Source organism: Mycobacterium sp. E3198 (genome assembly GCF_001667015.1).
Taxonomy (GTDB): domain Bacteria; phylum Actinomycetota; class Actinomycetes; order Mycobacteriales; family Mycobacteriaceae; genus Mycobacterium.
Genome location: NZ_LZIS01000084.1, coordinates 1 through 24,866 on the forward strand (window position 1 = coordinate 1; position 24,866 = coordinate 24,866).

Here is a 24,866-nt window from a genome sequence, read left to right on the forward strand (position 1 = left end):
TCACGACCCTTGACGGTACTCGCTACGCTTTTCCTTCATGAGGAACTGGATGCTGCGCGGATTGGTGTTCGCCGCGGCCATGGTGGTACTTCGATTGCTGCAAGGTGCGCTCATCAACGCGTGGCAGACACAGGCCGGTCTGATCAGCATCGTGCTGCTGATCCTGTTCGTGATCGGCGTGGTCATCTGGGGGGTGCTCGACGGGCGGGCGGACGCCACGGCCCAGCCGGATCCGGATCGCCGCCAGGACCTGGCGATGACCTGGCTGCTGGCCGGCCTGCTGGCCGGCATCCTCAGCGGCGCCGTCTCCTGGCTCATCGCGCTGTTCTACCAGGGGCTGTACACCGGGGGCCTGATCAACGAGGTGACGACGTTCGCGGCGTTCACCGCGCTGCTCGTCTTCGTGCCCGGGATCATCGGTGTGGCCGTGGGCCGCTGGCGCATCGACCGCAACCCGCCACCCCGCCCGCACGGCGGCGACGAGGAGCGGGCCGACACCGACGTCTTCTCGGCCGTCCGCGGCGACGAGACGCCCACCGGCGAGATCCCCGCACAGACGGCCCCCGGGGCCCAGGCCGAGGAGCGCACCGGGTCGATCGCGACGGCCGAGCGCGACGCGCCCACCGAAACGATCCCGACGGCGGGCGACGACGCCAAGACCGAGGTGATCCGCACCGACGAGATCAAGCACGCCAAGCCGGGCGAGGAGCCGGAAAAGGGTTAATTCCCGGCCAGGTAGCGCAGGGCCAGCAGGTAGCCCTGGATGCCGAGCCCGACGATCACGCCGGTCGCGACCGGACTGATGTAGGAGTGGCGCCGAAACTCTTCGCGCGCATGCACATTGGAGATGTGCACCTCGATCAGGGGCGCGCTCAGCTCGGCGCACGCGTCGCGCAGCGCCACCGATGTGTGGGTGAGCCCGCCGGCGTTGAGGATCACCGGCTCGCCGGCATCGGCGGCCGCATGGATCCAGTCCAGCAGCTGCGCTTCGTTATCGCTTTGCCGCACCACGGCTTTCAGGCCGAGGGCGGCGGCTTCGCGCTCGATCGCCGCGGCCAGCTGGTCGTGCGTCGTGTCCCCGTACACGTCGGGTTCGCGCCGGCCGAGCCGCCCCAGGTTGGGGCCGTTGATGACGTGCACCGTGTTACTCATGGGCCATCCCCGAGTACGCCGCCGCCAGCAGCGACGGGTCGGGCCCCGTCAACCGGCCCGGCTTCCCCAGCCCGTCGAGGACGACGAAGCGCAGCACGCCGGCGCGGGTCTTCTTGTCCCCGGCCATGTATTCCAGCAACTGCGGCAGCGCGTCGGCGTCGTAGCCGACCGGCAGGCCGAGCGAGGCGAGGATGGTGCGATGGCGCGCCGCGGTGTCGTCGTCGAGCCGGCCGGCCAGCCTGGCCAGCTCCGCGGCGAACACCAGGCCCACCGACACCGCGGCGCCGTGCCGCCACCGGTAGCGCTCCCGGCGCTCGATCGCGTGCGCCAAAGTGTGCCCGTAGTTGAGGATTTCGCGCAGCTCGGACTCCTTCTCGTCGGCGGCCACCACCTCGGCCTTGACGGCGATCGCGCGCCGGACCAGCTCCGGCAGCACCTCGCCCTCCGGGTCGAGGGCGGCCTGCGGGTCGGCCTCGATCAGGTCCAGGATGACCGGGTCGGCGATGAAGCCCGCCTTGACCACCTCCGCCATACCGGCGACAAGCTCGTTGCGCGGCAACGTTTTCAACGTCGCCAGGTCGACGAGCACGGCCAGCGGCTGGTGAAACGCCCCGACCAGGTTCTTGCCCGCCTCGGTGTTGATGCCGGTCTTGCCGCCGACGGCCGCGTCGACCATGCCCAGCAACGTGGTGGGCACGTGGACGATGTCGACGCCGCGCAGCCAGGTCGCCGCCGCGAAACCGGCGACGTCGGTGGCCGCGCCCCCGCCGAGGCTGACCAGGGCGTCCTTGCGCCCGATTCCGATGCGGCCCAACACTTCCCAGACGAATCCCACAACGGGCAGGTCCTTGCCGGCCTCGGCGTCCGGGATCTCGATGCGGTGTGCGTCAATCCCCTTGTCCGCCAACCGGGCTCGGATGGACTCGGCGGCGTCGGCCATGACCGGCTGATGCAGGATCGCGACGCGGTGCCGGCCGGCGAGCAGGCTTTCCAGCTCGCCCATCACGCCGGTGCCGATGAGCACCGGGTACGGCTCGTCGACGGCCACGTACACGGTGACCGGCCCGTCGTCGGTCACGTGGCGGCCTCGCTCGGCGTCTGCAGCCGCGAAACGATGTGCCGCACCACCGCGCCGGGGTTGCGGCGGTTGGTGTCGACGCGGATGGTCGCGACGCGCCGGTACAGCGGGGCCCGCTCGGCCAACAGGGTCCGGTACTTCTCGGCGCGGTCGGGCCCGGCCAGCAGGGGCCGCACGGCGCCGCCGCCGGTGCGCCGCACCCCTTCGCGGGCGCCGATCTCCAGGTAGACGACGGTGTGCCCGGCGAGCGCGTCGCGGACCCCGGGGCTGGTGACCGCGCCGCCGCCGAGCGAGACGACGCCGTCGTGGTCGGCCAGCGCCGCGCGCACCACCTCCTCCTCGATGCGGCGGAACTCCGGCTCCCCGTCGGTGGCGAAGATGTCGGCGATGGTGCGGCCGGTGCGCTGCTCGATCGCCGCGTCGGTGTCGAGCAGGCCGACGCCGAGGGCCTTGGCCAGCCGCCGCCCGATGGTGGACTTGCCCGAGCCCGGCAGCCCGACCAGCACCGCCTTGGGGGCCATCACGCGGTACCGCGCGCGGCCGGCGCTTCCCGGTCGGCGACCGCGCGCCGGTAGGACTCGATGTTGCGGCGGGTCTCGGTCAGCGAGTCGCCGCCGAACTTCTCCAGCGCCGCGCGGGCCAGCACCAGCGCCACCATGGTCTCGACGACCACCCCGGCGGCCGGCACCGCGCACACGTCCGAGCGCTGGTGGATCGCGACGGCCTCGTCGCCGGTCGCCAGGTCGACGGTGGCCAGCGCCCGCGGCACGGTGGAGATCGGCTTCATCGCCGCGCGCACCCGCAGCGGCTGGCCGTTGGTCATGCCGCCCTCCAGCCCGCCGGCGCGGTTGGTGGAACGGACGACGCCGTCGGGTCCCGGGTACATCTCGTCGTGCGCGCGGCTGCCGCGGCGGCGCGCGGTCTCGAAACCGTCGCCGATCTCGACGCCCTTGATCGCCTGGATGCCCATGACGGCGGCGGCCAGCTGGCTGTCCAGCCGATTGTCGCCGCTGGTGAACGAGCCGAGCCCCACCGGCAGGCCCAGCGCCACCACCTCGACCACGCCGCCGAGGGTGTCGCCGTCCTTCTTCGCCGCCTCGATCTCGGCGATCATGGCCGCCTCGGCGGCCTGGTCGAACGCGCGCACCGGGCTGTCGTCGATGGCCGCCAGGTCCTCCGGGCGCGGCGGCGGCCCGTCGTAGGGCGCCGACGGGCCGATCGACACGACGTGCGAGAGCACCTCGACGCCCAGCGCCTGGCGCAGAAACGACCGCGCGATGGTGCCGGCCGCGACGCGGGCGGCCGTCTCGCGGGCGCTGGCCCGCTCCAGCACCGGCCGCGCGTCGTCGAAGCCGTACTTGAGCATCCCGGCGTAGTCGGCGTGGCCGGGCCGCGGGCGGGTCAGCGCTTCGTTGCGGGCGCTGTTTTCCAGTTCGGCCGGGTCGACGGGGTCGGCGGCCATCACGGTTTCCCACTTCGGCCACTCGGTGTTGCCGATCTCGACGGCGATGGGCCCGCCGAGCGTGACGCCGTGACGGATCCCGGACAGGATGGTCACCGCGTCGCGCTCGAACTTCATCCGCGCGCCGCGGCCGTAGCCGAGGCGGCGCCGGGCCAGCTGGTCGGCGATCTCGGTGGAGGTGACCTCCACGCCGGCGACCATGCCGTCGACCACGGCCACCAGCGCGCGGCCATGGGATTCTCCGGCGGTGATCCAGCGCAACACCCGGCTATTCTCCCACGGGCTCAGCGCAGAACGGCCAGGCCCACGGCCCCGGCGGTGGCCAGGCACATCGCCGGCCCGTGCGGCACCGCGCGCACGCCACGCAGCACCCCGACCAGCGCGGTGAGCAGCGGCGCGCCGAGCGCCGCCAGGAACCACGCCGGGGCGCCGAAGCAGCCGGCGAGCCCGCCCAGCCCGACCGCCAGCTTGACGTCGCCGGCCCCCATCGCCGTCGGCGCCAGCAGGTGGACCAGCAGGTACGTCCCGCTCAGCGCCGCCGCGCCGGCGAGCGCGGGCAGCCCCCGGCCGGCCACCGCGGCGCCCAGCAGGATCACGGCCGCGCCCGGCAGCGTCAACGCGTTGGGCAGCCGGCGTCGCCGGACGTCGTAGCAGCTCAGAGCGCCCATCCAGAGCAACACGACCGTTGCGGCCATGCGCGGCAGGCTAGCGCAGCGCCGCCGCCATCGCCGCTCGCGGCGCGGGCAGCCCGGTGAACTGCTCGACCTGGGAAAAGGCCTGGTGCAGCAGCATCTGCAGGCCGTTGATCACCCGGCCGCCGGCGGCGCCGACGGCGGCGGCCAGCGGGGTTGGCCACGGGTCGTAGACGGCGTCCAGCAGCACGGGGATCGGGGCCAGCGTGGCGGCGTACCGCGCGGCCACGTCGGCGGGGATGGTGCTGACCAGCACCTCCGCGCCCGCGACCTCGCCGGCGAGCCCCTCGCTGTCCAGGCCGCAGAACCGGGCCTCGACGCCGACGCGGGCGCCCAGGTCGGTCAACCGCGCCGCCTTGCCCGGGTCGCGCGCCACGACCGTGATGCCGGTGACGCCGAGCCCGGCAAGGCCCACGACGGCCGCCGGGGCGGTGCCGCCCGATCCACAGACCAGCGCGCGTCCCGAGGCCGACCCCAGGGCGCCGGTGACGCCGTCGACGTCGGTGTTGTCGGCCCGCCAGCCCGTCGGCGTGCGCACCAGGGTGTTGGCCGACCCGACGAGCTCCGCGCGCGCGGTGCGCTCGTCGGCGAAGCGCAGCGCGGCGAACTTGCCCGGCATGGTGACCGAGACGCCGACCCATTCCGGCCCGAAGCCGCCGACGACGCCCGGCAGCTCCTCGGCGCCGCAGTCGATGCGCTCGTACGTCCAGCCGTCCAGGCCCAGCGCGCGGTAGGCGGCCAGGTGCAGGTCCGGGGAGCGCGAGTGGGCGATGGGGCGGCCCAGCACCCCCGCCCTCCTAGCGGGCCGAGTCGAGCACACCGTTGCGCTTAGCCAGCTCGATATTGGCCAAATGCTGCTGATAGTCCTTCGTGAACAGCGTCGTGCCCTGGGCGTCGATGGTGACGAAGTACAGCCAGTCCCCCGGCTCCGGGTGCTCCGCGGCGCGCAGCGCGTCGACGCCGGGCGAGCAGATCGCGGTCGCGGGCAGGCCCTGGGACACGTAGGTGTTCCACGGGGTCCGCTGGCCGCGGTCGGCGTCGGTGGTGGCGACCTCGCGGCGGTCCAGCGGGTAGTTCACGGTCGAATCGAACTCCAGCGTGTGGTGCGCGTGCAGCCGGTTGTAGATGACCTGCGCCACCTTCGGGAAGTCCTGCGTGTTGGATTCCTGCTGCACCAGCGAGGCCACCACCAGGATGTCGTAGGGCGACAGGCCCATGGCCTGCGCGGAGTCCACCAAACCCGACTTCGCGTACTCCACGGCGCCCGCGCCGATCAGGCTCGTCAGGATGCTCTCGCCCGAGGAGGAGGGATCGACGTTGAAGGTCCCCGGCGCGATCAGGCCCTCGATCCGGCGGTGGTCGGTGCCCAGCTCGGTGACCGGCTCGACCGCCCACGGCGGCACCGCCAGGGTGGTCGGCGCGGCGTTGGACGCCGCCGCGCGCAGGTCGTCCACCGAGACGCAGCGCTTGTTGCCGTCGAGGTCCACGCAGGTGGCCCGCGAAATCAGCGTGAAGATGCCAGGGTTCACCTTGTTGGTCTTCATGTCGGTGGTGTCGTCGAGCTGACGGCCCTCCGGGATGACGAGCCGCCCCACCCGGCTGTTCGGGTCGGCCAGCCGCGCGACGGCGTTGGCCGCCGGAATTTCGGTGCGCATCCGGTAGAAGCCGGGCTGGATCGAGTTGATCGCGGCGTTGCCGTGGGCGGCGTTGACGAACGCGCGCACCGTGGCGACCACTCCCTGGTTGTGCAGCGTCTCCCCGACCATCGTTGTCGAGTCGCCGGACTGGATCTGAATCACGATGTCGCGCTTGCCGTTTCCGGTGTAGTCGTCGCCGGAACCGAACACCGTGTTCCACAGCCGGGTGCCGACGAAGACCGCGACGACCGCGATCACGACGAGCACCGCGAGGGTGACCCGGCCGGCGACGCGCCGCCGCTTCTTGCCACGGTCGGCCCGGTTCCGGTCCACCCGGCTCATCCGGCGCCGGGGCGGCCCGACCGGGCTGGGATCGGCGCGCTGGCGCCGCGCGCTGTCAACCACGGCTCGCTCCCCTGCGCGCATCCAGCCAGCTCTGCAGGATCGCCACCGCCGCCGCCTGGTCGATCACCGACCGCTGCGCTCGGGACCGCACGCCGGCGGCCCGCAGCGATCGCTGGGCGCTGACGGTGGTCAACCGCTCGTCGGCCAGCCGCACCGGGACGGGCGCGATCCGGCGGCCCAGCGCCTCGGCGAGCTCGATCGCGTCCCGGGCCGACGGCCCGGTCCGATCGGCCAGCGTCCGCGGCAGCCCGACGATCACCTCGACCGCCTCCAGTTCGGCGACCAGCTCAGCGAGCCGGCGCAGGTGCCGGCCGGAGCGGTCGCGGCGCACGGTTTCCACCGGGGTGGCCAGGATGCCGTCGGGGTCGCTGGCGGCCACGCCGATGCGCACGCTGCCGACGTCGACGCCCAGGCTCCTCCCTCGGCCGGGGTCCTGATCGGGATCGCCGGGCCGGTCGGGGAGGCGGTGCTGTGTCAAGACCACTCAACCGACCCGCGCTATCGCCCTGTGCACTGCAGCAAGCGCGGCGTCGATTCCGGTGGGATTTTTTCCTGAACCCTGCGCCAGGTCGCCCTTGCCGCCACCGCGGCCGTCGACCTCCACGCCGAACTCTTTGACCAGGTCGTTGGCGCTGATTCCAAGATCCTGGGCGGCCCGATTGGCGGCGACCACGTACGGCACCGTCCCGCCGTCGCCTTCGGCGATCAGCGCCACCACGGCCGGGTCGTTGCCGAGCTTGCCGCGGATGTCGCCGACCAGGGAACGCAGGTCGGCCGCCGTCATCCCGCTGGACATCCGCTGCGCCACCACACGCACGTTACCGATCCGCTCCGCGCCGGCGGCGGCGTTGGTCGCGGCGGCGCGGGCGCTCGCCAGCCGGGCGCGTTCGAGTTCCTTCTCGGCCGCCTTGAGCCGGTCGACCAGGTTGGCCACCCGGGCCGGCACCTCGTCGGACGGCACCTTCAGCGACGACGCCAGCCCGGCCATCAGCGCGCGCTCCTTGGCCAGGTGCCGGAACGACTCCAGCCCGACGTAGGCCTCCACCCGGCGCACCCCGGAGCCGATCGACGACTCGCCCAGGATGGTCACCGGACCGATCTGCGCCGAGTTGTGCACGTGGGTGCCGCCGCACAGCTCGAGCGAGAACGGCCCGCCGATCTCCACCACCCGCACCTCGTCGGGGTAGGCCTCGCCGAAGAGCGCCATCGCCCCCATCGCCTTGGCCTTCTCCAGCTTCTCGGTGAAGGTGTGCACCTCGAAGTCGGTCTGCACGGCCTCGTTGGTGACCTCTTCGATCTGGGTGCGCTGGTCCTCGGAGAGCGGCCCCTGCCAGTTGAAGTCGAACCGCAGATAGCCCGGCCGGTTCAGCGATCCGGCCTGAACCGCGTTGGGGCCCAGCACTTGTCGCAGCGCGGCGTGCACCATGTGGGTGCCCGAATGCCCCTGGGTGGCCCCCCGGCGCCAGTCCGGGTCCACGGCGGCGACGACGGTGTCGCCCTCGACGAATTCCCCGGACTCCACGTTGACCCGGTGCACCCACAGCGTTTTGGCGATCTTCTGGACGTCGGTGACGGCCGCGCGGGCGCTCCCGTTGGCCCCGGTTCCGCTGATGCTGCCCTCGTCGGCGATCTGCCCGCCGGACTCGGCGTAGAGCGGGGTGCGGTCCAGCACCAGCTCGACGCGTCCCTCCCCTTGCGAGCCGTGGGCGACCACCGGCACCCGCTTGCCGTCGGCGAAGATCCCCAAAATCCTTGCCTCGGAGGTCAACTCGTCGAACCCGGTGAACTCGGTCGGCCCGGCGTCGACCAGCTCGCGGTAGGCGCTCAGGTCGGCGTGCGCATGCTTGCGCGCGGCGGCGTCGGCCTTGGCGCGCTGGCGCTGCTGCAGCATCAGCTCGTGAAAGCCGCCCTGGTCGACCTGCAGGCCGGCCTCGGAGGCCATCTCGAGGGTCAGCTCGATCGGGAAGCCGTAGGTGTCGTGCAGGGTGAACGCGTCGGAGCCCGAGACCACCTTGGCGCCAGACGATTTCGTCGCGCTGACCACCTCGTCGAACAACCGCGAACCAGACGACAGCGTCCGGTTGAAGGCCGTCTCCTCGGCCACGGCGATGCGCCGGATCCGGTCGAAGTCGGTGACGAGCTCGGGATACGACGGGCCCATCGAGTCGCGCACGGTGGCCATCAGGTCGCCGACGATCGGGTCCTCGATGCCCAGCAGCTTGGCCGACCGGATCACCCGGCGCAGCAGCCGGCGCAGCACGTAGCCGCGCCCGTCGTTGCCCGGGCTGACGCCGTCGCCGATCAGGATCGCCGCGGTGCGGCTGTGGTCGGCGATGACGCGGTAGCGGACGTCGTCCTCGTGGCTGCCGACGTCATAACCGCGCGGGGCCCGCGTGGCGACCAGGTCGATGATCGGCCGCAGCAGGTCGGTTTCGTAGACGTTGTGCACGCCCTGCAGCACCAGCGCGATCCGCTCGACGCCCATGCCCGTGTCGATGTTCTTGCGCGGCAACGGCCCGAGGATGGGATAGTCCTCCTTGGTGCTGCCCTCGCCGCGCTCGTTGGCCATGAACACCAGGTTCCAGACCTCGAGGTAGCGGTCCTCGTTGGCGACGGGGCCGCCCTCGGGGCCGAACCCCGGCCCGCGGTCGTAGTAGATCTCCGACGACGGCCCGCACGGCCCGGGGATGCCCATCGACCAGTAGTTGTCGGCCATGCCGCGGCGCTGGATCCGCTCGGCCGGCAGGCCGGCGATCTCCTGCCAGAGCGCCACGGCCTCGTCGTCGTCGTGAAACACGGTGGCCCACAACCGATTCGGGTCCAGGCCGTAGCCGCCGTCGGCGATGGGACCGGTCAGCAGCGACCAGGCCAGTTCGATCGCGCGGCGCTTGAAGTAGTCGCCGAACGAGAAGTTTCCGGCCATCTGGAAGAAGGTGTTGTGCCGGGTGGTGATGCCCACCTCGTCGATGTCGGGGGTGCGGATGCACTTCTGGATGCTGGTGGCCGTCGCGTACGGCGGGGTGCGCGCGCCCAGGAAGAACGGCACGAACTGCACCATGCCGGCGTTGACGAACAGCAGGTTGGGGTCGTCGAGGATCACCGACGCGCTCGGCACCTCGGTGTGGCCCGCCTTCACGAAATGATCGAGGAATCGCTTCCTGATCTCGTGTGTCTGCACTTTGAGTCCGCTTCTTCCTGTCGCTTCTACTTGCCTTGATCGGGGATTCCCAGCCTAGACAGCTAGCCCTCCAGGAAGCTCAACCGCACCGACCGCCGCGGGTTGTCCCGGTTGAGGTCCACCAGCACGATGCTTTGCCACGTGCCCAGCTGGGGGTCGCCGCTGGCGACCGGCACCGTCACCGACGGCGCGACGATGGCCGGCAGCACGTGGTCGGCGCCGTGGCCCGCCGAGCCGTGCGCGTGCCGGTAGCGGTCGTCGCGCGGCAACAGCCGTTCCAGCGTGTCGACCAGGTCGTCGTCGGAGCCGGCGCCGGTCTCGATGATCGCGACCCCCGCCGTGGCGTGCGGGACGAACACGTTGCACAGGCCGTCGCCGTAGCTGAAGCAGAACCGGCGCACCGCATCCGTCAGGTCGACGACGCGGCGGCGCGCGGTGTCCACCTCCAGCACATCGGTATGCACCCGGTCCAGCCTACGGCCAGGTCAGCTGGACGGCCATTGCGGCGGATTGCCTCCTAGGAGGAAGGTATCGGGTGGGACCGGTGGCGCCACCGGGGCGCTGCCCCGACATTAGGGAGGGGTCGATCGTGTACGCACGCTCAACCACCATCCAGGCGCAACCCCTGTCGGTCGACATCGGCATCGCGCACGTCCGCGACGTCGTCATGCCCGCGTTGCAGGAGATGAACGGGTATGTCGGGTTGTCGTTGCTGGTGGACCGCCAGTCCGGCAGATGCATCGCCACCAGCGCCTGGCAAACGATGGAGTCGATGCGCGCCAGCGCCGAGCGGGTGGCGCCGGTCCGCGATCGCGCCGCCTTGATGTTCGACGGCAGCGCCAAGGTCGAAGAGTGGGACATCGCTTTGCTGCACCGCGACCACCACTCCGCCGACGGGGCGTGCGTGCGGGCGACCTGGCTCAAGGTGGTCCCCGACCAGCTGAGCCGGTCGCTGGACTTCTACCGGTCCTCGCTGCTGCCGGAGATGGAGCAGCTCGACGGGTTCTGCAGCGCCAGCCTGATGGTCGATCACCCCGCGTGCCGGCGGGCGGTGTCCTGCTCGACGTTCGACAGCATGGACGCGATGGCCCGCAACCGCGACCGGGCCACCGAGCTGCGCAGCTCCCGCGCGCGGGACCTGGGCGCCGAGATCGTCGACGTCGCCGAATTCGAACTGGCGATCGCCCACCTGCGGGTGCCGGAGCTCGTCTAGGGCAGGCCGGGCCGTCTTGAGTGTGTAGCCAGGGCTTTCAGGGTGTGTCCACGGCGGGAATTCCGCGAAATCTCCGCCGTAGAGACACAGTCAAAGCCGTCAGATCACACTCACGGCCGCTGCGACCGCTCAGGGCAGCGCGTCACCCGGGAATCCGCGGCACGGGTGCACCTGGTAGGTGAACACCCCGGCCGCCACCCCCGGGTCGTCGTTCATCAGCCCGGCGGTCTCCTCGACCGTCGCGGCGAACACCCCGATGCCGCAGACATCGGATTCGTCGGTGACCGGCAACACCACCGCCAGCACGCCGTCGTCGCGCAGGCCGAAGTTGCGCCGGCCGTGCTCCCAGATGAGCCCCGGTGACGACTCGTCGCCGAAGCGCGGGCCGCGCTTGAGGATCACCACGCTGTAGGGCTTGGCGGTGGGCAGCAGCCGGCCCATCTCCTCGTCGGTAAACGTCTTCGTCATGACCGTCCCCTCTTGCGGATGATGGCGCGCAGCCGGTCCAGCCGGCCGGCCAGCTCGCGTTCGGCGCCGCGTCCGGTGGGCCGGTAGTAGTCCACCCCGACCAGCTCGTCGGGCGGATATTGTTGCCCCACAACGCCATCGGGATCGTCGTGGGAGTACCGGTAGCCCTGGGCGTTGCCCAGCCCCGCGGCACCGGAGTAGTGCCCGTCGCGCAGGTGGGGCGGCACCAGCCCGGCCTTGCCCGCCCTGATGTCGTCCATCGCGGACGCCAGCGCGGTGGTGACCGCGTTCGACTTCGGCGCGGTGGCCAGGTGGATGGTGGCGTGCGCCAGCGTCAGCTGCGCCTCGGGCATGCCGATCAGCTGCACGGTCTGGGCGGCGGCGACCGCGGTCGGCAGCGCGGTGGGGTCGGCCAGGCCGATGTCCTCGCTGGCCAGGATCATCAGCCGGCGCGCGACGAACCGCGGGTCCTCCCCCGCGACCAGCATGCGGGCCAGGTAGTGCAGCGCGGCGTCCACGTCGGAGCCGCGCACCGACTTGATGAAGGCGCTGACGACGTCGTAGTGCTGGTCGCCGTCGCGGTCGTAGCGCACCGCGGCCTTGTCCAGGGACTGCTCGATGATCTCGACGCTGACGGCTTCGCCCGCCTCGGCGGCCACCTCCAGCGCGGTCAGGGCGCGGCGGGCGTCGCCCGCGGCCAGCTGCACCAGCAGGTCGACGGCCTCGGGCGCGACGGCGACCTTCCCGCCCAGGCCGCGCGGGTCCTCGACGGCGCGCTGGACGACGGTGCGGACGTCGTCGGACGTCAGCGGCCGCAGCTGCAGGATCAGCGACCGCGACAGCAGCGGCGCCACCACGGAGAACGACGGGTTTTCGGTGGTCGCGGCCACCAGCAGCACCACCCGGTTCTCCACGGCGGACAGCAGGGCGTCCTGCTGGGTCTTGGAGAACCGGTGCACCTCGTCGATGAACAGGACGGTCTGCTCGCCGTTCAACAGGGCCCGTCGCGCCACATCGATCACGGCCCGAACGTCCTTGACCCCGGCCGACAGCGCCGACAGCGCCTCGAACCGGCGCCCGGTGGCCTGCGAGATCAGCGCGGCCAGCGTCGTCTTTCCGCTGCCCGGCGGGCCGTACAGGATGACCGACGCCATGCCCGAGCCCTCTACCAGCCGGCGCAGCGGCGACCCGGGGGTCAGCAGGTGGTCCTGCCCCACCACCTCGTCCAGCGAGGCCGGCCGCATCCGCACGGCCAGCGGCGCACCGGCCGACACGCCTAGGCCGTGGTCGGTTGTCTGCGGTGCGCCGGGGAGGTCAAACAGACCGTCGGACACGGTTTCAGGCATACCACGTCGTGCCGACAGCGCGGTCCGGTCACTTGTTTGCTAAGTTCCGGTTTGCCGAGTTTGGACGCGCGTGCCCACAAGTTGAATCCAACAGCTAGGACGGACATGAGCCAGCCTCCCGAATACCCAGGCCAGAACGTCCCAAGTCAGGGCCCTCCCGGCTACCCGCCGCCGCCCGGCTACGGCGCACCGCCGCCGCCACCCCCCGGTTACGGCGCACCGCAACCGGGTTACCCGCCGCAGCCCGGTTACGGCGGCCCGCTCGGGCCGCAGGGCCCGCAGTTCAGCGTCGGCGAGGCGTTCAGCTGGGCGTGGGGCAAGTTCACCCAGAACGCCATGCCGCTGGTGGTGTCCGCCCTCATCTACGGGTTGGTGTTCGGCGCCGCGTACGCCCTGATCCCCATCGGCGGCAGCATGGGCTCGACCACCACCACGACCAACTCCGACGGCTACGCCACCACGACGGCGAACATCAGCGCGGCCGGGTTGGCCGTCATGATCGTCGGCTACATCCTCGTCTACGCGATCGGCATCTTCGGCGAGGCGGCGTTCCTGACCGGATGCCTCGACCTCGCCGACGGACGGCCGGTGAGCATCGGCTCGTTCTTCAAGCCGCGCAACCTCGGCATGGTGATCCTCGCCGGGATCATCGTGGGGATCCTGACCTCGATCGCCTCGGCGTGCTTCGTCCTGCCCGGCCTCATCCTGGGCCTCTTCGCGCAGTTCACCATCCCGTTCGTCATCGATCGGTCGCAGGGCGCGATCGACGCGTTGAAGTCGAGCTTCTCGACCGTCTCGTCGAACTTCGCCAACGCCCTGCTGGCGTGGCTGGTGCAGGTGGCCGCGGTCGTCGTCGGCACGGTGCTCTGCGGCGTGGGGCTGCTCGTCGGCGGGCCCGTCGCCGCGCTGGTCCTGACCTACAGCTACCGCAAGCTGTCCGGCAGCCAGGTCGTCCCGCTGGAGCAACCGGGCGGCGGCTACCACCCCGGACCGCCACCCGGCCCGCCGCCGGGCCCCCAGTTCGGGTAGGCGCGTCCGCCGAATCTCGCTGCGCTGCAGGCTTGTGGCGCGTGTGATGCAATCAGCGGGTGAGCATCAAAGTTGCGCTGGAGCACCGCACCAGCTACACCTTTGACCGCCTGGTCCGGGTGTACCCGCATGTGGTGCGGCTGCGCCCGGCGCCCCACTCCCGCACGGCCATCGAGGCCTACTCGTTGCGGGTCGAGCCGAACGACCACTTCGTCAACTGGCAGCAGGACGCGGTGGGCAATTTCCTTGCCCGGCTGGTGTTTCCGAACCCGATGAGCCGGCTGACCATCACGGTCGGACTCATCGCCGACCTCAAGGTGATCAACCCGTTCGACTTCTTCATCGAGGACTGGGCCGAGACGTGGCCCGCCGGCGGATGGACCTACCCCACGGCGCTGGCCGACGACCTCAAGCCCTACCTGCGGCCCGTCGACGAGGACGGTGTCGGCTCCGGACCCGGCGAGCTGGTGCGGGCGTGGCTGCAGAACTTCACCGTCCGCGACGGCACCCGCACCATCGACTTCCTGGTCGCGCTCAACCGCGCCGTCAACGCCGACGTCGCCTACAGCCTGCGGATGGAACCCGGTGTGCAGACCCCCGATTTCACGTTGCGCAACGGGGTGGGCTCGTGCCGGGACTCGGCGTGGCTGTTGGTCTCGATCCTGCGGCAGCTGGGGCTGGCCGCCCGGTTCGTGTCGGGCTACCTGGTGCAGCTGGCGTCCGACGTCGAGGCGCTCGACGGCCCGTCGGGACCGGCCGCCGACTTCACCGACCTGCACGCGTGGACCGAGGTGTACATCCCCGGCGCGGGCTGGATCGGCCTGGACCCGACGTCCGGGCTGTTCGCCGGCGAGGGTCACATCCCGCTGGCGGCCACGCCGCACCCGGCGACCGCGGCGCCCATCAGCGGCGGCACCGAACCCTGCGAGTCGATCCTGGAGTTCTCCAACACCGTCACCCGCGTGCACGAGGACCCGCGCGTCACGTTGCCCTACCCCGACGAGGCCTGGCGGACGATCTGCGACGTCGGGCGGCGCGTCGACGAGCGACTGGCCGCCGCCGACGTCCGGCTGACGGTCGGCGGGGAGCCGACGTTCGTCTCGGTCGACAACCAGGTCGATGAGGAGTGGACGACCGCGGCCGACGGCCCGCACAAGCGCCAGCGCGCCTCCGATCTGGCCGCCCGGCTCAAACAGGCGTGGGCCCCCCAGGGGCTGATCCAGCGCGGTCAGGGCCGGTGGTATCCCGGAGAACCGTTGCCGCGCTGGCAGATTGCGCTCTACTGGCGCACCGACGGGCGGCCGCTGTGGGCCGACGCCGCGCTGCTGGCCGACCCCTGGGACGGGTCGCCGGGCCTGGTGGAGGCCGACGCGGCCTGCGACGTGCTCTCCTGGGTGGCCGACGGCTTCGGGCTGCCGCCCTCCCAGGTGCGCCCGGCCTACGAGGACCCGCTGGCCCGGCTGGCCGCCAAGGTGCGCAAGCCCCACGGCGACCCCGTGAAAGCGGGCGACGACCTCGGCTCGGACACGGCCGAGGGGCGCGCCGAGCTGCTGGCGCGCCTCGACGAATCCACCACGGCCCCGGCCGCTTTCGTGCTGCCGCTGCACCGCCGCGACGACGACCTGGGCTGGGCCAGCGCGAACTGGCGGCTGCGCCGCGGCCGGATCGTGTTGCTGGAAGGCGATTCCCCGGCGGGTCTGCGTCTGCCGCTGGATTCGATCAGCTGGCGACCGCCGCGCCCGAGGTTCGACGCCGATCCCCTGAGCGTGGGAGGCGAACTCGCGGCGGACGCCACGAGTGATGCCGTCGTCACCGAGCCCGGCTCGGCGCCGCCGACCGCGATGGTCGCCGAGGTCCGCCATTCGGGTCACGGGGGCCTGCTGTACGTCTTCCTGCCGCCCACCGAGGCCCTGGAACACTTCGTGGACCTCGTCGCCCGGGTCGAGGCCGCCGCGGCCAAGGCGGACTGCCCGGTGGTGATCGAGGGCTACGGCCCCCCGCCGGACCCGCGGCTGCGGTCGGTCACGATCACCCCCGACCCGGGCGTCATCGAGGTCAACGTCCCGCCCACCGCCAGCTTCTCCGAACAGACCCAGCTGCTGGAGAGCCTGTACGAACAGGCCCGCCTGGCGCGGCTGTCCACCGAGTCGTTCGACGTCGACGGCACCCACGGCGGCACCGGCGGGGGCAACCACATCACGCTCGGCGGCGTGACGCCCGCCGACTCGCCGCTGCTGCGCCGCCCCGACCTGCTCGTGTCGCTGCTGACCTACTGGCAGCGCCACCCGTCGCTGTCCTACCTGTTCGCCGGGCGGTTCGTCGGCACCACGTCCCAGGCGCCCCGGGTCGACGAGGGGCGCTCCGAGGCGCTCTACGAGCTCGAGATCGCGTTCGCCGAGATCGCCCGGCTCAGCGCCGGCGGGGCCGCGAAGCCGTGGGTGACCGACCGCGCGCTGCGCCACCTGCTCACCGACATCACCGGCAACACCCATCGCGCGGAGTTCTGCATCGACAAGCTGTACAGCCCCGACGGCCCGCGCGGCAGGCTCGGTCTGCTGGAGCTGCGCGGCTTCGAGATGCCGCCGCACCTGCGCATGGCGATGGTGCAGTCGCTGCTGGTGCGCTCGCTGGTGGCGTGGTTCTGGGACGAACCGCTGCGCGCCCCGCTGATCCGCCACGGAGCCAACCTGCATGGGCGATACCTGTTGCCGCACTTCCTGATTCATGACATCGCCGACGTCGCCGCCGACCTGCGCGCGCACGGGGTACCCTTCGAGACCAGCTGGCTGGACCCGTTCACCGAGTTCCGCTTCCCGCGCATCGGCACCGCCGTCTTCGACGGCGTGGAGATCGAGCTGCGCGGGGCGATCGAGCCGTGGAACACCCTCGGGGAGGAGTCCACCGCCACCGGCACCGCGCGCTACGTCGACTCGTCGGTCGAACGCATCCAGATCCGCATCATCGGCGCCGACCGGCACCGCTACGTCGTGACGGCCAACGGCTACCCGGTGCCGTTGCTGGCCACCGACAACCCCGACATCCACGTCGGCGGCGTGCGGTTCAAGGCCTGGCAGCCGCCCAGCGCGCTGCACCCGACCATCAGCACCGACGTCCCGCTGCAGTTCGAGCTGGTCGACCTCACCACCGGCACGTCGCGCGGCGGCTGCACCTACCACGTCGCCCACCCCGGCGGCCGCGCCTACGACGAGCCGCCGGTCAACGCCGTCGAGGCAGAGTCGCGCCGCGCCCGCCGCTTCGAGGCCACCGGCTTCACCCCGGGCAAGCTCGACCTGGCCGCCATCCGGGAACGCCAGGCCAGGAACCTCACCGACATCGGCGCGCCGGGCATCCTCGATCTGCGGCGCGTCCGTACCGTGCAGCAGTGATGGCGCTTCCCCACACGGCACTGGACGGCGGCGGGCACTACGACGCCGACCGCTTGTTGGCGGGGTACCGGACCGCGCGGGCCCAGGAGGCGCTCTTCGACCTGCGGCACGGCCCCGGGATCGGCTACGACGAGTTCGTCGATGGCGAGGGCAACGTGCGACCGGCCTGGTCGGAGCTGGCCGACGCCGTCGCCGACCGCGGGCGGGCCGGGCTCAACCGGCTTCGCTCGGTGGTGGACGGCCTGATCGACAACGACGGGATCACCTACACCGAGATCGACGCGGGCCACGCCCTGGAGCCCCGGCCCTGGCGGCTGGACGCCCTGCCGATCGTGGTTTCCGCCGCCGACTGGGAGGTCCTGGAGGCCGGGCTGGTGCAGCGGTCGCGCCTGCTCGACGCGGTGCTGGCCGACCTGTACGGGCCCCGCGCGCTGCTCACCGAGGGCGTCCTGCCGCCGCAGCTGGTGTTCGCCCATCCCGGTTACGTGCGGCCCGCCAACGGCATCGAGGTTCCCGGCCACCACCAGCTGTTCATGCACGCCTGCGACGTCAGCCGGCAGCCGGACGGCGGCTTTCAGGTCAACGCCGACTGGACGCAGGCCCCCTCGGGCGCCGGGTACGCGCTGGCCGACCGGCGCGTGGTCGCGCACTCGATCCCGGACCTCTACGAACGGATCGCGCCGCGGCCGACGACGCCGTTCGCGCAGGCGTTGCGGCTGGCGCTCATCGACGCCGCGCCCGACGTCGCCCAGGACCCGGTCGTCGTGGTGCTGTCCCCCGGCATCTATTCGGAGACCGCCTTCGACCAGGCGTATCTGGCCACCCTGCTGGGCTTCCCGCTGGTGGAGAGCGCGGACCTGGTTGTGCGCGACGGCAAGCTGTGGATGCGCTCGCTGGGCACGCTCAAACGCGTCGACGTGGTGCTGCGCCGGGTCGACGCCGAGTACACCGACCCGCTGGACCTGCGCGCCGATTCGCGGATCGGGGTGGTCGGCCTGGTGGAGGCGCAGCACCGAGGGACGGTGACCGTCGTCAACACGCTGGGCAGCGGCATCCTGGAAAGCCCCGGGCTGCTGAGGTTTCTGCCCGAGTTGGCGCAGCGACTGCTCGGCGAGGAGCCGCTGCTGCAGTCCGCGCCGGTCTACTGGGGCGGCGTGGCGAGCGAGCGCTCGCACCTGCTGGCCAACCTGTCGTCGCTGTTGATCAAGTCGACCGTCGGCGGGAAAACCCTTGTTGGACCGACGCTTTCGTCGGTGCAACTGGCCGAGCTGGCGGCGCGCGTCGAGGACATGCCGTGGCAATGGGTCGGCCAGGAGCTGCCGCAGTTCTCGTCGGCGCCCACCGACCACGCCGGCGTGCTGTCGTCGGCCGGGGTCGGCATGCGGTTGTTCACGGTCGCCCAGCGCGGCGGCTATGCGCCCATGATCGGCGGCGCCGGCTACGTGCTGGCCCCCGGCCCGGCCGCCTATACACTGAAAACCGTTGCGGCGAAGGATGTCTGGGTGCGCCCGACCGAACGCGCGCGGGCCGAGACGGTCCAGCTCCCGTCGGCGCCGGAACCGGCGAAGACCGCCGCGGGCACTTGGGGCGTCAGCTCGCCGCGCGTGCTGTCCGACCTGTTCTGGATGGGGCGCTACGGCGAGCGCGCCGAGCAGATGGCCCGGCTGCTGATCGTCGCCCGCGACCGCTTCCACGTCTACCGCCACCACCAGGACATCGAGGAGTCCGAGTGCGTGCCGGTGCTGATGGCCGCGCTGGGCCGGATCACCGGCAACGACACCGGGTTTGGCGGCGATGGGGCCGAAATGATCGCCGTCGCGCCCTCGACGCTGTGGTCGCTGACGGTGGACCCGCACCGGTCCGGCTCCCTGGTGCAGTCGGTGGAGGGGCTGGCGCTGGCCGCCCGGGCGGTGCGCGACCAGTTGTCCAACGACACGTGGCCGGTGCTGGCCGGGGTGGAGCGCGCGATGGCGCTGCGGCCGGACCCGCCGGACTCGCTGGCCGAGGCCGACGCCCTGCTCGCCGCGGCCCAGGCGCAGACGCTGGCCGGGATGCTGACGCTGTCGGGGGTGGCCGGCGAGTCGATGGTGCGCGACGTGGGCTGGACGATGATGGACATCGGCAAACGCATCGAACGCGGCCTGTGGCTGACCGCGCTGTTGCGCGCGACGCTGACCGACGTCCGCGGCGCGCCCGCCGAGCAGACCATCATCGAGGCGACGCTGGTGGCCTGCGAGTCCTCGGTGAGCTACCGGCGCCGCACCGTGGGCAAGGTCAGCGTGGCCGCGGTGGCCGAGCTGATGCTCTACGACACCACCAACCCGCGGTCGCTGCTGTATCAGGTGGAGCGGCTGCGGACCGACCTCAAGGACCTGCCCAGCGCGTCGGGGTCGTCGCGCCCCGAGCGGGTGGTGGAAGAGATCGGCACCCTGTTGCGCCGCTCGCACCCCGAGGAGCTGGAGGCGGTCACCGACGGCCGCCGCGCGGAGCTGGCCGAACTGCTCGACGCCATCCACTCCGAGCTGCGCGACCTGGCCGAGGTGATCGCCGAGACGCAGTTGCGGTTGCCGGGCGGCATTCAGCCGCTGTGGGGCCCCGACGTGCGCCGTGTCATGCCGGCCTAACGGCCAGCCGCCGACGACGCACCATGTGCACCAACACCAGGACCGACATCATCGCGGCGTAGATGCACCACAGCGACGCGAACGCCTGTAGGTACAGGATGGCGACGACGACCAGCCCCACCAGGTTCGCCAACCCGAACACGACGATGGAGCGATAGCCCGAAAGCAGGGCCGGTCCGATGACGGCGAGGACGTAGAGCACCGCCCAGAAGTAGCTGTTGTGGGACCCGGTCTGGTATTCCAGCGCGTGGGGGCATTGTTGCACCCCAACCGGTTTGGTGAGCACGACGTAGGCCAGGTAGGCCGACACGACGGCGCCGAGCACCACGAAGGGCGCCACCCGCAGCCGGGCGCCGCGGGGCTCGAGCAGCAACACCGCCACCGGGACCAGCGCGGGAAGCAACGGCAGCGCGATGAAGACATAGGCGTACATCGCGAAGTGAGCCATCCCGGCGGGGACAAACCGATTGGGCCACACGGCCGCCTCGAGGAACTGGTGGACCGCGAAGACCGTCGGCAGCAACGCAAACGGCAGTTCGCGCCAGTGCTTCACCTCGCGCAGCGTCGCCACCGCGACCGGCACCAGGGCGGTCCCCACCACGAGGTCCGCGGTGATCGAAAAGCACATCGCCGCAGCCTAGCCCGCGACCGCCGCAGGCCCGCTCAGCTCCGAGGTCACCTCGTCGATCACCTCGTGGATGAACTGCATCTTGTCCAGCACGGCCACCGGCAGCACGAACGGGTACAGGTCGTCGTGTCCCATCGAGCGGTTCACCATGTTCAGCGACCACGACAACGGCAGCCACATCTCGATGATGGTCGGAAAGGCGCTGGGGCCCAACGGGGTACGGTCGAAGGTCGCCGATGCCGGCGCGAATGCGCACCACGCCGAGGTATCCAGGGTGTCGCGGATGTGCAGGTAGTGGGCGAACGTCTCGGCCCAGTCCTCGGCGGCGTGCATGGTCGCGTACGACGACACGAAGCTTTCCTGCCAACCGTCGGGAGCACCCTCGTCGTAGTGGCGGTCCAGCGCCTCTTGGTAATCCGCGTCGGGATCGCCGAACAGCTCGTTGAACCGCGCCACGTATTCGCTCGACGGGGTGATCAGCCGGTAGAAGTAGTAATGCCCGACCTCGTGGCGAAAGTGCCCGAGCAGCGTCCGGTAGGGCTCCTCCATCTCGACCCGCAGCTGCTCGCGGTGCACGTCGTCGCCCTCGGCGAGATCCAGTGTGATGACACCGTTTTCGTGGCCGGTGAACACCTTCTCGTGCGCGCTGGACAGCAGCCGGAAGCCCAGCCCGTAGTCCGGGTCGCGGTCGCGCCCGACGATCGGCAACTTCATCTCGTGCAGCTCGGCGATCAGCCGCCGCTTGGCCGCCTCGGCGCGGGCGAACGCGGCCAGGCCCTCGGTGTCGGCGTCATTGGGCCGCTCCAGCGTGAGCGCGCACGACGTGCACAGCCCGCCGGGGAGTTTGGTGGGGACCAGCCAATTGCATTCGGCGAGATGGCGATTGGCGCACAGCTCGTATTCGGCGGCGCTGACGAACCCGGCGCGGTCCGCGTCGTCGCCGTCGGTGATCACCAGCAGGGCCATCTGCTCGAGCGAGAAGCCCAGCGCGCTGCCGCACGCCAGGCAGGCGGAGTTCTCGAACGTCAGGCGCTGGCCGCAGTTGGGGCAGTGGAAGTCACGCATGCAGGGTGTTGCCTTCAATAGGGCCCGTGTAGGGCACCACGTCGACGGCCACGTCGATCACGCTGTGCTCGGAGTTGGTGTAGATGATGCCGCGCAGCGGCGGGACGTCGGCGTAGTCGCGCCCGCGCCCCACGATGATGTAGCGCTCGTCGACCAGCTGGTCGTTCGTGGGATCGAGCCCCAGCCACTCGAAGTGGCCCGGCTCCTGCGGGGTCCACACCGCCGCCCAGGCGTGGGTGGCGTCGATACCGATCATCCGATCCTTTCCCGGGGGCGGGTCGGTGGCCAGATAACCGGACACGTAGCTGGCCGCCAGACCGTTGGCTCGCAGGCAGGCGATCGCCAGCCTTGCAAAGTCCTGACATACCCCTTCCCGGGCCGCCAGAACCTCGTTGACCCCGGTGGAAATCGTGGTCGACCCCGAGCGGTAGGTGAAGTCGGCGAAAATCCGCGACGTGAGGTCGCGCAGCACCTCGACCAGGGGGCGCCCGGGCGCGAAACTGGGCGCCGCGTAGTCGCGCACCTCGTCAGTGATCTCCGGCGGGTTCAGGTCGAGGGCGAACTCGGTCGCCAGCGCTCCCCGGCGCCCGGCCGGCCGGGCCGCCTCCCACGGCTGCAGTGCGGGGCCGCTGCTGTACCGCTCCGGGGGCGGCGGATACACGTCGACGATGGAGTCGCTGGTGATCGTCAGGGCCTGGTGCCGCTCGGTGACGTGGAAGTAGGAGCTGACGTTCCCGTAGCTGTCGACGCTGGTGGAGCTGTCGGCGGGGGCCGGGTCGATGGTCAGCACATGCGCGACGCACCGCTGGCGTTGTGAGTCCCGCGGCGTGAGGAAGCCGCGCCCATAAGAGCTGGTCACGACGTCGGAATAGCGGTACTCGGTGCGATGGGTGACCCGATGCCGGCGGGCCTGGCCTTCTGACACAAGGCTGATCCCACCACACCCCGTTTGCCGATCGCGAGCCAAGCGCGCCATTTCGGGAGCACAATCGAAAGCGTGGCCACGTGGAGCGACGTCGCCCGCATCGTTGGTGAGCTGGCACTTACCTCCGAGCCGTCACCGCACGAGTGGCGGGTCGGCAAGAAGTTGCTGGCGTGGGAGCGGCCACTGCGCCTGTCGGACCGCCAGGCGCTGGCGGACAGCGGCGTCGAGCCGCCCGAGGGCGACATCCTCGGCGTTCGCGTCTCCGACGAGGGCGTCAAGTTCGCGTTGATCGCCGACGAGCCCGAGGTCTACTTCACCACCCCGCATTTCGAAGGCTATCCGGCGGTGCTGATCAGGCTGGGCGAGATCGGGGTGCGCGATCTCGTGGAGGTGATCACCGAGGCCTGGCTGACGCAGGCGCCGAAGAAACTCGTCCAGGAGTACCTGGCCGACTCGCTATGAGCGCAGGTCGATGACCCGCTGCAGGTCGTCGACGCAGGCCTGGACGGCGTCGGCGAGCACCACCAGGGTCCTCTCCCGGGCGTCCGCGTGCAGCTGAAAGGCGTGGTGGCGCGCGGACGCGGTGTAGGCGCACGCCCCGGCGGGGTCGGAGTCGGCGAGGGCCGTCGCGGCCGCGAGCACCACCAGCGCGCTGTGCACCGGCTGCGGAAGCTCGGCGCGGCAGCCCTCCACGCCGGGGGCGACGGCCCGGGCCAGCTCCAGCACCGAGCCGGCGAGCAGCGCCACGTGCACCCCCTGGTGATCGGCGGCCCGCACCGCAGCGCGCAGGGCCCAGCGCCGCGGCGCGATGTGCACCACCTGGCGGGCGGTGGTGCGCGCCTCGAGGAGCCCGCCCAGCTGGGCGTGCACGTGGTCGACGGCCGACAGCGGCCAGTCGGGTGGGGTCTCCCTGCGCCCGGCGGCGAGGTCCGCCGCGCGTGTCAGGACGCCGTGCAGCACGCCCAACACGCCGACGCGGGCGCTGCGCAGCAGCGCCAAGGGATCCGCCGGGAACAGCAGCACGGCGAAGAAGATCGCCACGAGGCCGCCGATCAGCGCGTCGTAGGTGCGCTCGAAGCCGACGTTGGTGCGGTACAGGGCCAGCACCAGGATCGCGGAGATGGCGGTCTGGTTGGCGAACATCATCCCCTGCCCGATGAAGCCGTGGCCGATGAACACCGCGATGCACAGCGCGAGGAACGCCGCGACCCCGATGGCGAGCGCACCCGGTCCGAGCACACCCTGCACCGCCAGGCCCACGCCGATCCCCAGAATCACGCCGAAGATCATCTGCACGGCGCGCATGGCGCGCAGCACGTTGCTGATCGACAGCGACACCGCGGCGGCGATCGGCGCGAAGAACGGCTGCGGGTGGCCGAGCAGGTCGTGCGCGAGGTACCAGGACAGGCCCGCCGCGACCGACGTCTGGACGAGGTAGAACCACAGCGCGCTAAGCCGTTTGAGGCCGGCGCGCGCTGCTCGTTTCATCGCTCGCGGGCTAGGCCGGCCGCAGCTCGAACAGCGGAATGACCCTGCTGGTCTTGGACTGGTACTCGGCGAACCCCGGCGCCGCGGCGGCGACCTTCTCGAAGAGGGCGTCGCGCTCGGCCTGCGGCAGCTCGTGGGCGGTCACGTCGAACGCGTCGGTGCCGATCTCGACGCGCGCCGCCGGGTTGGCCCGCAGGTTGTGCACCCAGGCCGGGTTGACGGGGGCGCCGGCGAACGACCCGATGATGATCAGCTTGCCGTCGATGCGGAAGTAGGCCAGCGGGTTGATCCGCGGCTGGCCGGACTTGGCGCCCGTGGTGGTGAGCAGCAACAGGTCGGCGCCCTCGAACTGGCCGCCGACCTTGCCCTGGTTGGCCCGGAATTCGTCGATGATGCTCGTGTTGAACGCGTTGATGGTGCCGGTGTCAGGCATTTCGGTCATGCCCGCTCAACCTCTCCCAGCTCGGCATCTATTCCGGACTGCTCGCCGGGCGCATCCCGCTACGCCACCAGAGCCAAATCAGCCAACCACGGCGGCAGCAACGCCAGCAACTGCGGCGGCAACAAGCCAACCAGCCCGGCCAGCAAGTTCAGCACCACGAGGGCGACCACGATGTAGGCCAAAACGCCGAGGACAACCAGAATCACGGGTATCGCGATCGGGTTGGCCGCGAGGTAGGAGAGCTGGTTCATCACGCCCGCCAAAAAGTCGACTGGCGCTGCCTGCGGCCGCAGCGATGGGGCGGCAGCGGCCTCGGCACCGGCGTAGGAACCGGCGCTGGTTTTCAGGGTCGCCACGAACTGGTCCTGGAAGGCCGCCGCCCGGCCGGCCAGCCCCTGGTACGCCTGGGCATGACCGGAAAACACCGCCGCGATGGCCGCCGACACCTCGTCGCCGGCTGCGGCCGACACCCGCGTCGTCACGGGTGCCGCGGCGGCGTGGGCCGCGCTGACGTTGGTGCCGACGGCAGCCAAATCCGTTGCGGCCAAGGCCATTATCTCCGGCGCCGCGATCACAAACGACATGTCGGTCCACCTCGCAACTAGCCCCTGGTGGCAACGTAGCAAGGGGCCTTGGGGAGGTGTCGAG

23 protein-coding genes and 1 pseudogene are annotated in these 24,866 nt (G+C 71.3%); 6 read left to right on the forward strand and 18 right to left on the reverse strand.

Annotated features, from left to right (window positions below):
- Positions 1-37: 37 nt before the first annotated feature.
- Positions 38-724, forward strand: a complete 687-nt coding sequence (locus A5673_RS09235; RefSeq protein ID WP_068230257.1) for a B-4DMT family transporter — start codon at positions 38-40, stop codon at positions 722-724.
- Here the strand turns inward: A5673_RS09235 and aroQ are convergent.
- The 10 genes from aroQ to A5673_RS09285 all read right to left on the reverse strand — a co-directional run bounded on the left by aroQ (position 721) and on the right by A5673_RS09285 (position 10,056).
- Entirely contained in the window at positions 721-1,152 is a 432-nt protein-coding gene (gene aroQ, locus A5673_RS09240) for a type II 3-dehydroquinate dehydratase (protein ID WP_068230260.1), read from the reverse strand. The genes A5673_RS09235 and aroQ overlap by 4 nt on opposite strands.
- Positions 1,145-2,230, reverse strand: a complete 1,086-nt coding sequence (aroB, locus tag A5673_RS09245; RefSeq protein WP_068230263.1) for a 3-dehydroquinate synthase — start codon at positions 2,228-2,230, stop codon at positions 1,145-1,147. Before aroB ends, aroQ begins: the two co-directional genes overlap by 8 nt.
- The gene (locus tag A5673_RS09250) at positions 2,227-2,751 is read right to left on the reverse strand and encodes a shikimate kinase (protein WP_068230266.1); all 525 of its coding nucleotides are present in this window, start codon (positions 2,749-2,751) and stop codon (positions 2,227-2,229) included. The genes aroB and A5673_RS09250 overlap by 4 nt, the downstream gene beginning before the upstream one ends.
- On the reverse strand, positions 2,751-3,956 hold the full coding sequence (aroC, locus tag A5673_RS09255; RefSeq protein ID WP_068230269.1) for a chorismate synthase: 1,206 nt from the start codon (positions 3,954-3,956) through the stop codon (positions 2,751-2,753). Before aroC ends, A5673_RS09250 begins: the two co-directional genes overlap by 1 nt.
- Positions 3,957-3,976: 20 nt before the next feature.
- Positions 3,977-4,387 carry an A24 family peptidase gene (locus A5673_RS09260; protein ID WP_068230272.1) on the reverse strand — a complete coding sequence of 137 codons (411 nt, stop codon included), beginning with the start codon at positions 4,385-4,387 and terminating at the stop codon, positions 3,977-3,979.
- A 10-nt stretch (positions 4,388-4,397) separates the two neighbouring features.
- Positions 4,398-5,204: a shikimate dehydrogenase gene (locus tag A5673_RS09265; RefSeq protein ID WP_156748035.1), complete on the reverse strand. Its 807-nt coding sequence runs from the start codon at positions 5,202-5,204 to the stop codon at positions 4,398-4,400.
- Positions 5,182-6,363, reverse strand: a complete 1,182-nt coding sequence (gene mltG, locus A5673_RS09270) for an endolytic transglycosylase MltG (RefSeq protein ID WP_231970978.1) — start codon at positions 6,361-6,363, stop codon at positions 5,182-5,184. Before mltG ends, A5673_RS09265 begins: the two co-directional genes overlap by 23 nt.
- Positions 6,364-6,418: 55 nt before the next feature.
- Positions 6,419-6,910, reverse strand: coding sequence for a Holliday junction resolvase RuvX (gene ruvX, locus A5673_RS09275; protein WP_068230281.1), 492 nt, complete (start codon positions 6,908-6,910; stop codon positions 6,419-6,421).
- Positions 6,911-9,604, reverse strand: coding sequence for an alanine--tRNA ligase (gene alaS / locus A5673_RS09280; RefSeq protein WP_068230284.1), 2,694 nt, complete (start codon positions 9,602-9,604; stop codon positions 6,911-6,913).
- A gap of 62 nt (positions 9,605-9,666) precedes the next feature.
- Positions 9,667-10,056 carry a secondary thiamine-phosphate synthase enzyme YjbQ gene (locus A5673_RS09285; protein WP_096866117.1) on the reverse strand — a complete coding sequence of 130 codons (390 nt, stop codon included), beginning with the start codon at positions 10,054-10,056 and terminating at the stop codon, positions 9,667-9,669.
- Between the two features lie 137 nt (positions 10,057-10,193).
- On the opposite strand from A5673_RS09285, the gene A5673_RS09290 reads away from it, so the two are divergent.
- The gene (locus A5673_RS09290) at positions 10,194-10,817 is read left to right on the forward strand and encodes a hypothetical protein (protein WP_068230287.1); all 624 of its coding nucleotides are present in this window, start codon (positions 10,194-10,196) and stop codon (positions 10,815-10,817) included.
- 129 nt (positions 10,818-10,946) lie between these two features.
- Here the strand turns inward: A5673_RS09290 and A5673_RS09295 are convergent, their stop codons facing one another.
- Positions 10,947-11,285, reverse strand: coding sequence for a hypothetical protein (locus tag A5673_RS09295; protein ID WP_068230290.1), 339 nt, complete (start codon positions 11,283-11,285; stop codon positions 10,947-10,949).
- Positions 11,282-12,631, reverse strand: coding sequence for a replication-associated recombination protein A (locus A5673_RS09300; RefSeq protein ID WP_068230293.1), 1,350 nt, complete (start codon positions 12,629-12,631; stop codon positions 11,282-11,284). The genes A5673_RS09295 and A5673_RS09300 overlap by 4 nt, the downstream gene beginning before the upstream one ends.
- A gap of 105 nt (positions 12,632-12,736) precedes the next feature.
- On the opposite strand from A5673_RS09300, the gene A5673_RS09305 reads away from it, so the two are divergent.
- The 3 genes from A5673_RS09305 to A5673_RS09315 are packed head-to-tail and all read left to right on the forward strand — an operon-like array spanning position 12,737 to position 19,670.
- Positions 12,737-13,660: a hypothetical protein gene (locus tag A5673_RS09305; protein ID WP_068230296.1), complete on the forward strand. Its 924-nt coding sequence runs from the start codon at positions 12,737-12,739 to the stop codon at positions 13,658-13,660.
- A gap of 59 nt (positions 13,661-13,719) precedes the next feature.
- Positions 13,720-17,046, forward strand: a complete 3,327-nt coding sequence (locus A5673_RS09310) for a DUF2126 domain-containing protein (RefSeq protein ID WP_068230298.1) — start codon at positions 13,720-13,722, stop codon at positions 17,044-17,046.
- Positions 17,046-19,670, forward strand: coding sequence for a circularly permuted type 2 ATP-grasp protein (locus tag A5673_RS09315; RefSeq protein ID WP_068230300.1), 2,625 nt, complete (start codon positions 17,046-17,048; stop codon positions 19,668-19,670). The genes A5673_RS09310 and A5673_RS09315 overlap by 1 nt, the downstream gene beginning before the upstream one ends.
- Here A5673_RS09315 and A5673_RS09320 read toward each other — a convergent pair.
- From A5673_RS09320 to A5673_RS09330, 3 genes are read right to left on the reverse strand one after another with little or no spacing between them, the layout of a single operon-like run.
- Positions 19,657-20,298, reverse strand: coding sequence for a DUF6629 family protein (locus tag A5673_RS09320; RefSeq protein WP_068230306.1), 642 nt, complete (start codon positions 20,296-20,298; stop codon positions 19,657-19,659). The genes A5673_RS09315 and A5673_RS09320 overlap by 14 nt on opposite strands.
- A 9-nt stretch (positions 20,299-20,307) precedes the next feature.
- Positions 20,308-21,363 (reverse strand): putative zinc-binding metallopeptidase, encoded by a 1,056-nt coding sequence (locus A5673_RS09325; RefSeq protein WP_068230310.1) that lies wholly within the window; start codon positions 21,361-21,363, stop codon positions 20,308-20,310.
- Positions 21,356-22,339 (reverse strand): transglutaminase family protein, encoded by a 984-nt coding sequence (locus A5673_RS09330; protein ID WP_068230313.1) that lies wholly within the window; start codon positions 22,337-22,339, stop codon positions 21,356-21,358. The genes A5673_RS09325 and A5673_RS09330 overlap by 8 nt, the downstream gene beginning before the upstream one ends.
- A gap of 21 nt (positions 22,340-22,360) precedes the next feature.
- Between A5673_RS09330 and A5673_RS09335 the strand changes: the two genes are divergently transcribed.
- Positions 22,361-22,750 carry an MmcQ/YjbR family DNA-binding protein gene (locus A5673_RS09335; RefSeq protein ID WP_068230381.1) on the forward strand — a complete coding sequence of 130 codons (390 nt, stop codon included), beginning with the start codon at positions 22,361-22,363 and terminating at the stop codon, positions 22,748-22,750.
- Here A5673_RS09335 and A5673_RS09340 read toward each other — a convergent pair.
- The 3 genes and pseudogenes from A5673_RS09340 to A5673_RS30590 form a co-directional block, all read right to left on the reverse strand.
- The gene (locus tag A5673_RS09340) at positions 22,745-23,776 is read right to left on the reverse strand and encodes an aromatic acid exporter family protein (protein WP_068230319.1); all 1,032 of its coding nucleotides are present in this window, start codon (positions 23,774-23,776) and stop codon (positions 22,745-22,747) included. The two genes, A5673_RS09335 and A5673_RS09340, sit on opposite strands and share 6 nt — an antisense overlap.
- A gap of 10 nt (positions 23,777-23,786) precedes the next feature.
- Complete coding sequence (locus tag A5673_RS09345) at positions 23,787-24,218, reverse strand: nitroreductase family deazaflavin-dependent oxidoreductase (RefSeq protein WP_068230321.1); 432 nt, start codon at positions 24,216-24,218, stop codon at positions 23,787-23,789.
- Positions 24,219-24,523: 305 nt separating this feature from the next.
- Positions 24,524-24,802, reverse strand: a pseudogene (locus A5673_RS30590) (PE family protein); the annotation flags it as partial.
- Between the last annotated feature and the right edge of the window lie 64 nt (positions 24,803-24,866).

What these genes read in the sequence shown, in the direction of transcription:
- A5673_RS09235 (WP_068230257.1), top strand. Translation starts at nt 38, where the DNA reads ATGAGGAACTGGATGCTGCGCGGATTGGTGTTCGCCGCGGCCATGGTG.
- aroQ (WP_068230260.1), bottom strand. Translation starts at nt 1,152, where the DNA reads ATGAGTAACACGGTGCACGTCATCAACGGCCCCAACCTGGGGCGGCTC.
- A5673_RS09250 (WP_068230266.1), bottom strand. Translation starts at nt 2,751, where the DNA reads ATGGCCCCCAAGGCGGTGCTGGTCGGGCTGCCGGGCTCGGGCAAGTCC.
- A5673_RS09260 (WP_068230272.1), bottom strand. Translation starts at nt 4,387, where the DNA reads ATGGCCGCAACGGTCGTGTTGCTCTGGATGGGCGCTCTGAGCTGCTAC.
- mltG (WP_231970978.1), bottom strand. Translation starts at nt 6,363, where the DNA reads ATGAGCCGGGTGGACCGGAACCGGGCCGACCGTGGCAAGAAGCGGCGG.
- A5673_RS09295 (WP_068230290.1), bottom strand. Translation starts at nt 11,285, where the DNA reads ATGACGAAGACGTTTACCGACGAGGAGATGGGCCGGCTGCTGCCCACC.
- A5673_RS09300 (WP_068230293.1), bottom strand. Translation starts at nt 12,631, where the DNA reads ATGCCTGAAACCGTGTCCGACGGTCTGTTTGACCTCCCCGGCGCACCG.
- A5673_RS09305 (WP_068230296.1), top strand. Translation starts at nt 12,737, where the DNA reads ATGAGCCAGCCTCCCGAATACCCAGGCCAGAACGTCCCAAGTCAGGGC.
- A5673_RS09315 (WP_068230300.1), top strand. Translation starts at nt 17,046, where the DNA reads ATGGCGCTTCCCCACACGGCACTGGACGGCGGCGGGCACTACGACGCC.
- A5673_RS09320 (WP_068230306.1), bottom strand. Translation starts at nt 20,298, where the DNA reads ATGTGCTTTTCGATCACCGCGGACCTCGTGGTGGGGACCGCCCTGGTG.
- A5673_RS09325 (WP_068230310.1), bottom strand. Translation starts at nt 21,363, where the DNA reads ATGCGTGACTTCCACTGCCCCAACTGCGGCCAGCGCCTGACGTTCGAG.
- A5673_RS09330 (WP_068230313.1), bottom strand. Translation starts at nt 22,339, where the DNA reads ATGGCGCGCTTGGCTCGCGATCGGCAAACGGGGTGTGGTGGGATCAGC.
- A5673_RS09340 (WP_068230319.1), bottom strand. Translation starts at nt 23,776, where the DNA reads ATGAAACGAGCAGCGCGCGCCGGCCTCAAACGGCTTAGCGCGCTGTGG.
- A5673_RS09345 (WP_068230321.1), bottom strand. Translation starts at nt 24,218, where the DNA reads ATGACCGAAATGCCTGACACCGGCACCATCAACGCGTTCAACACGAGC.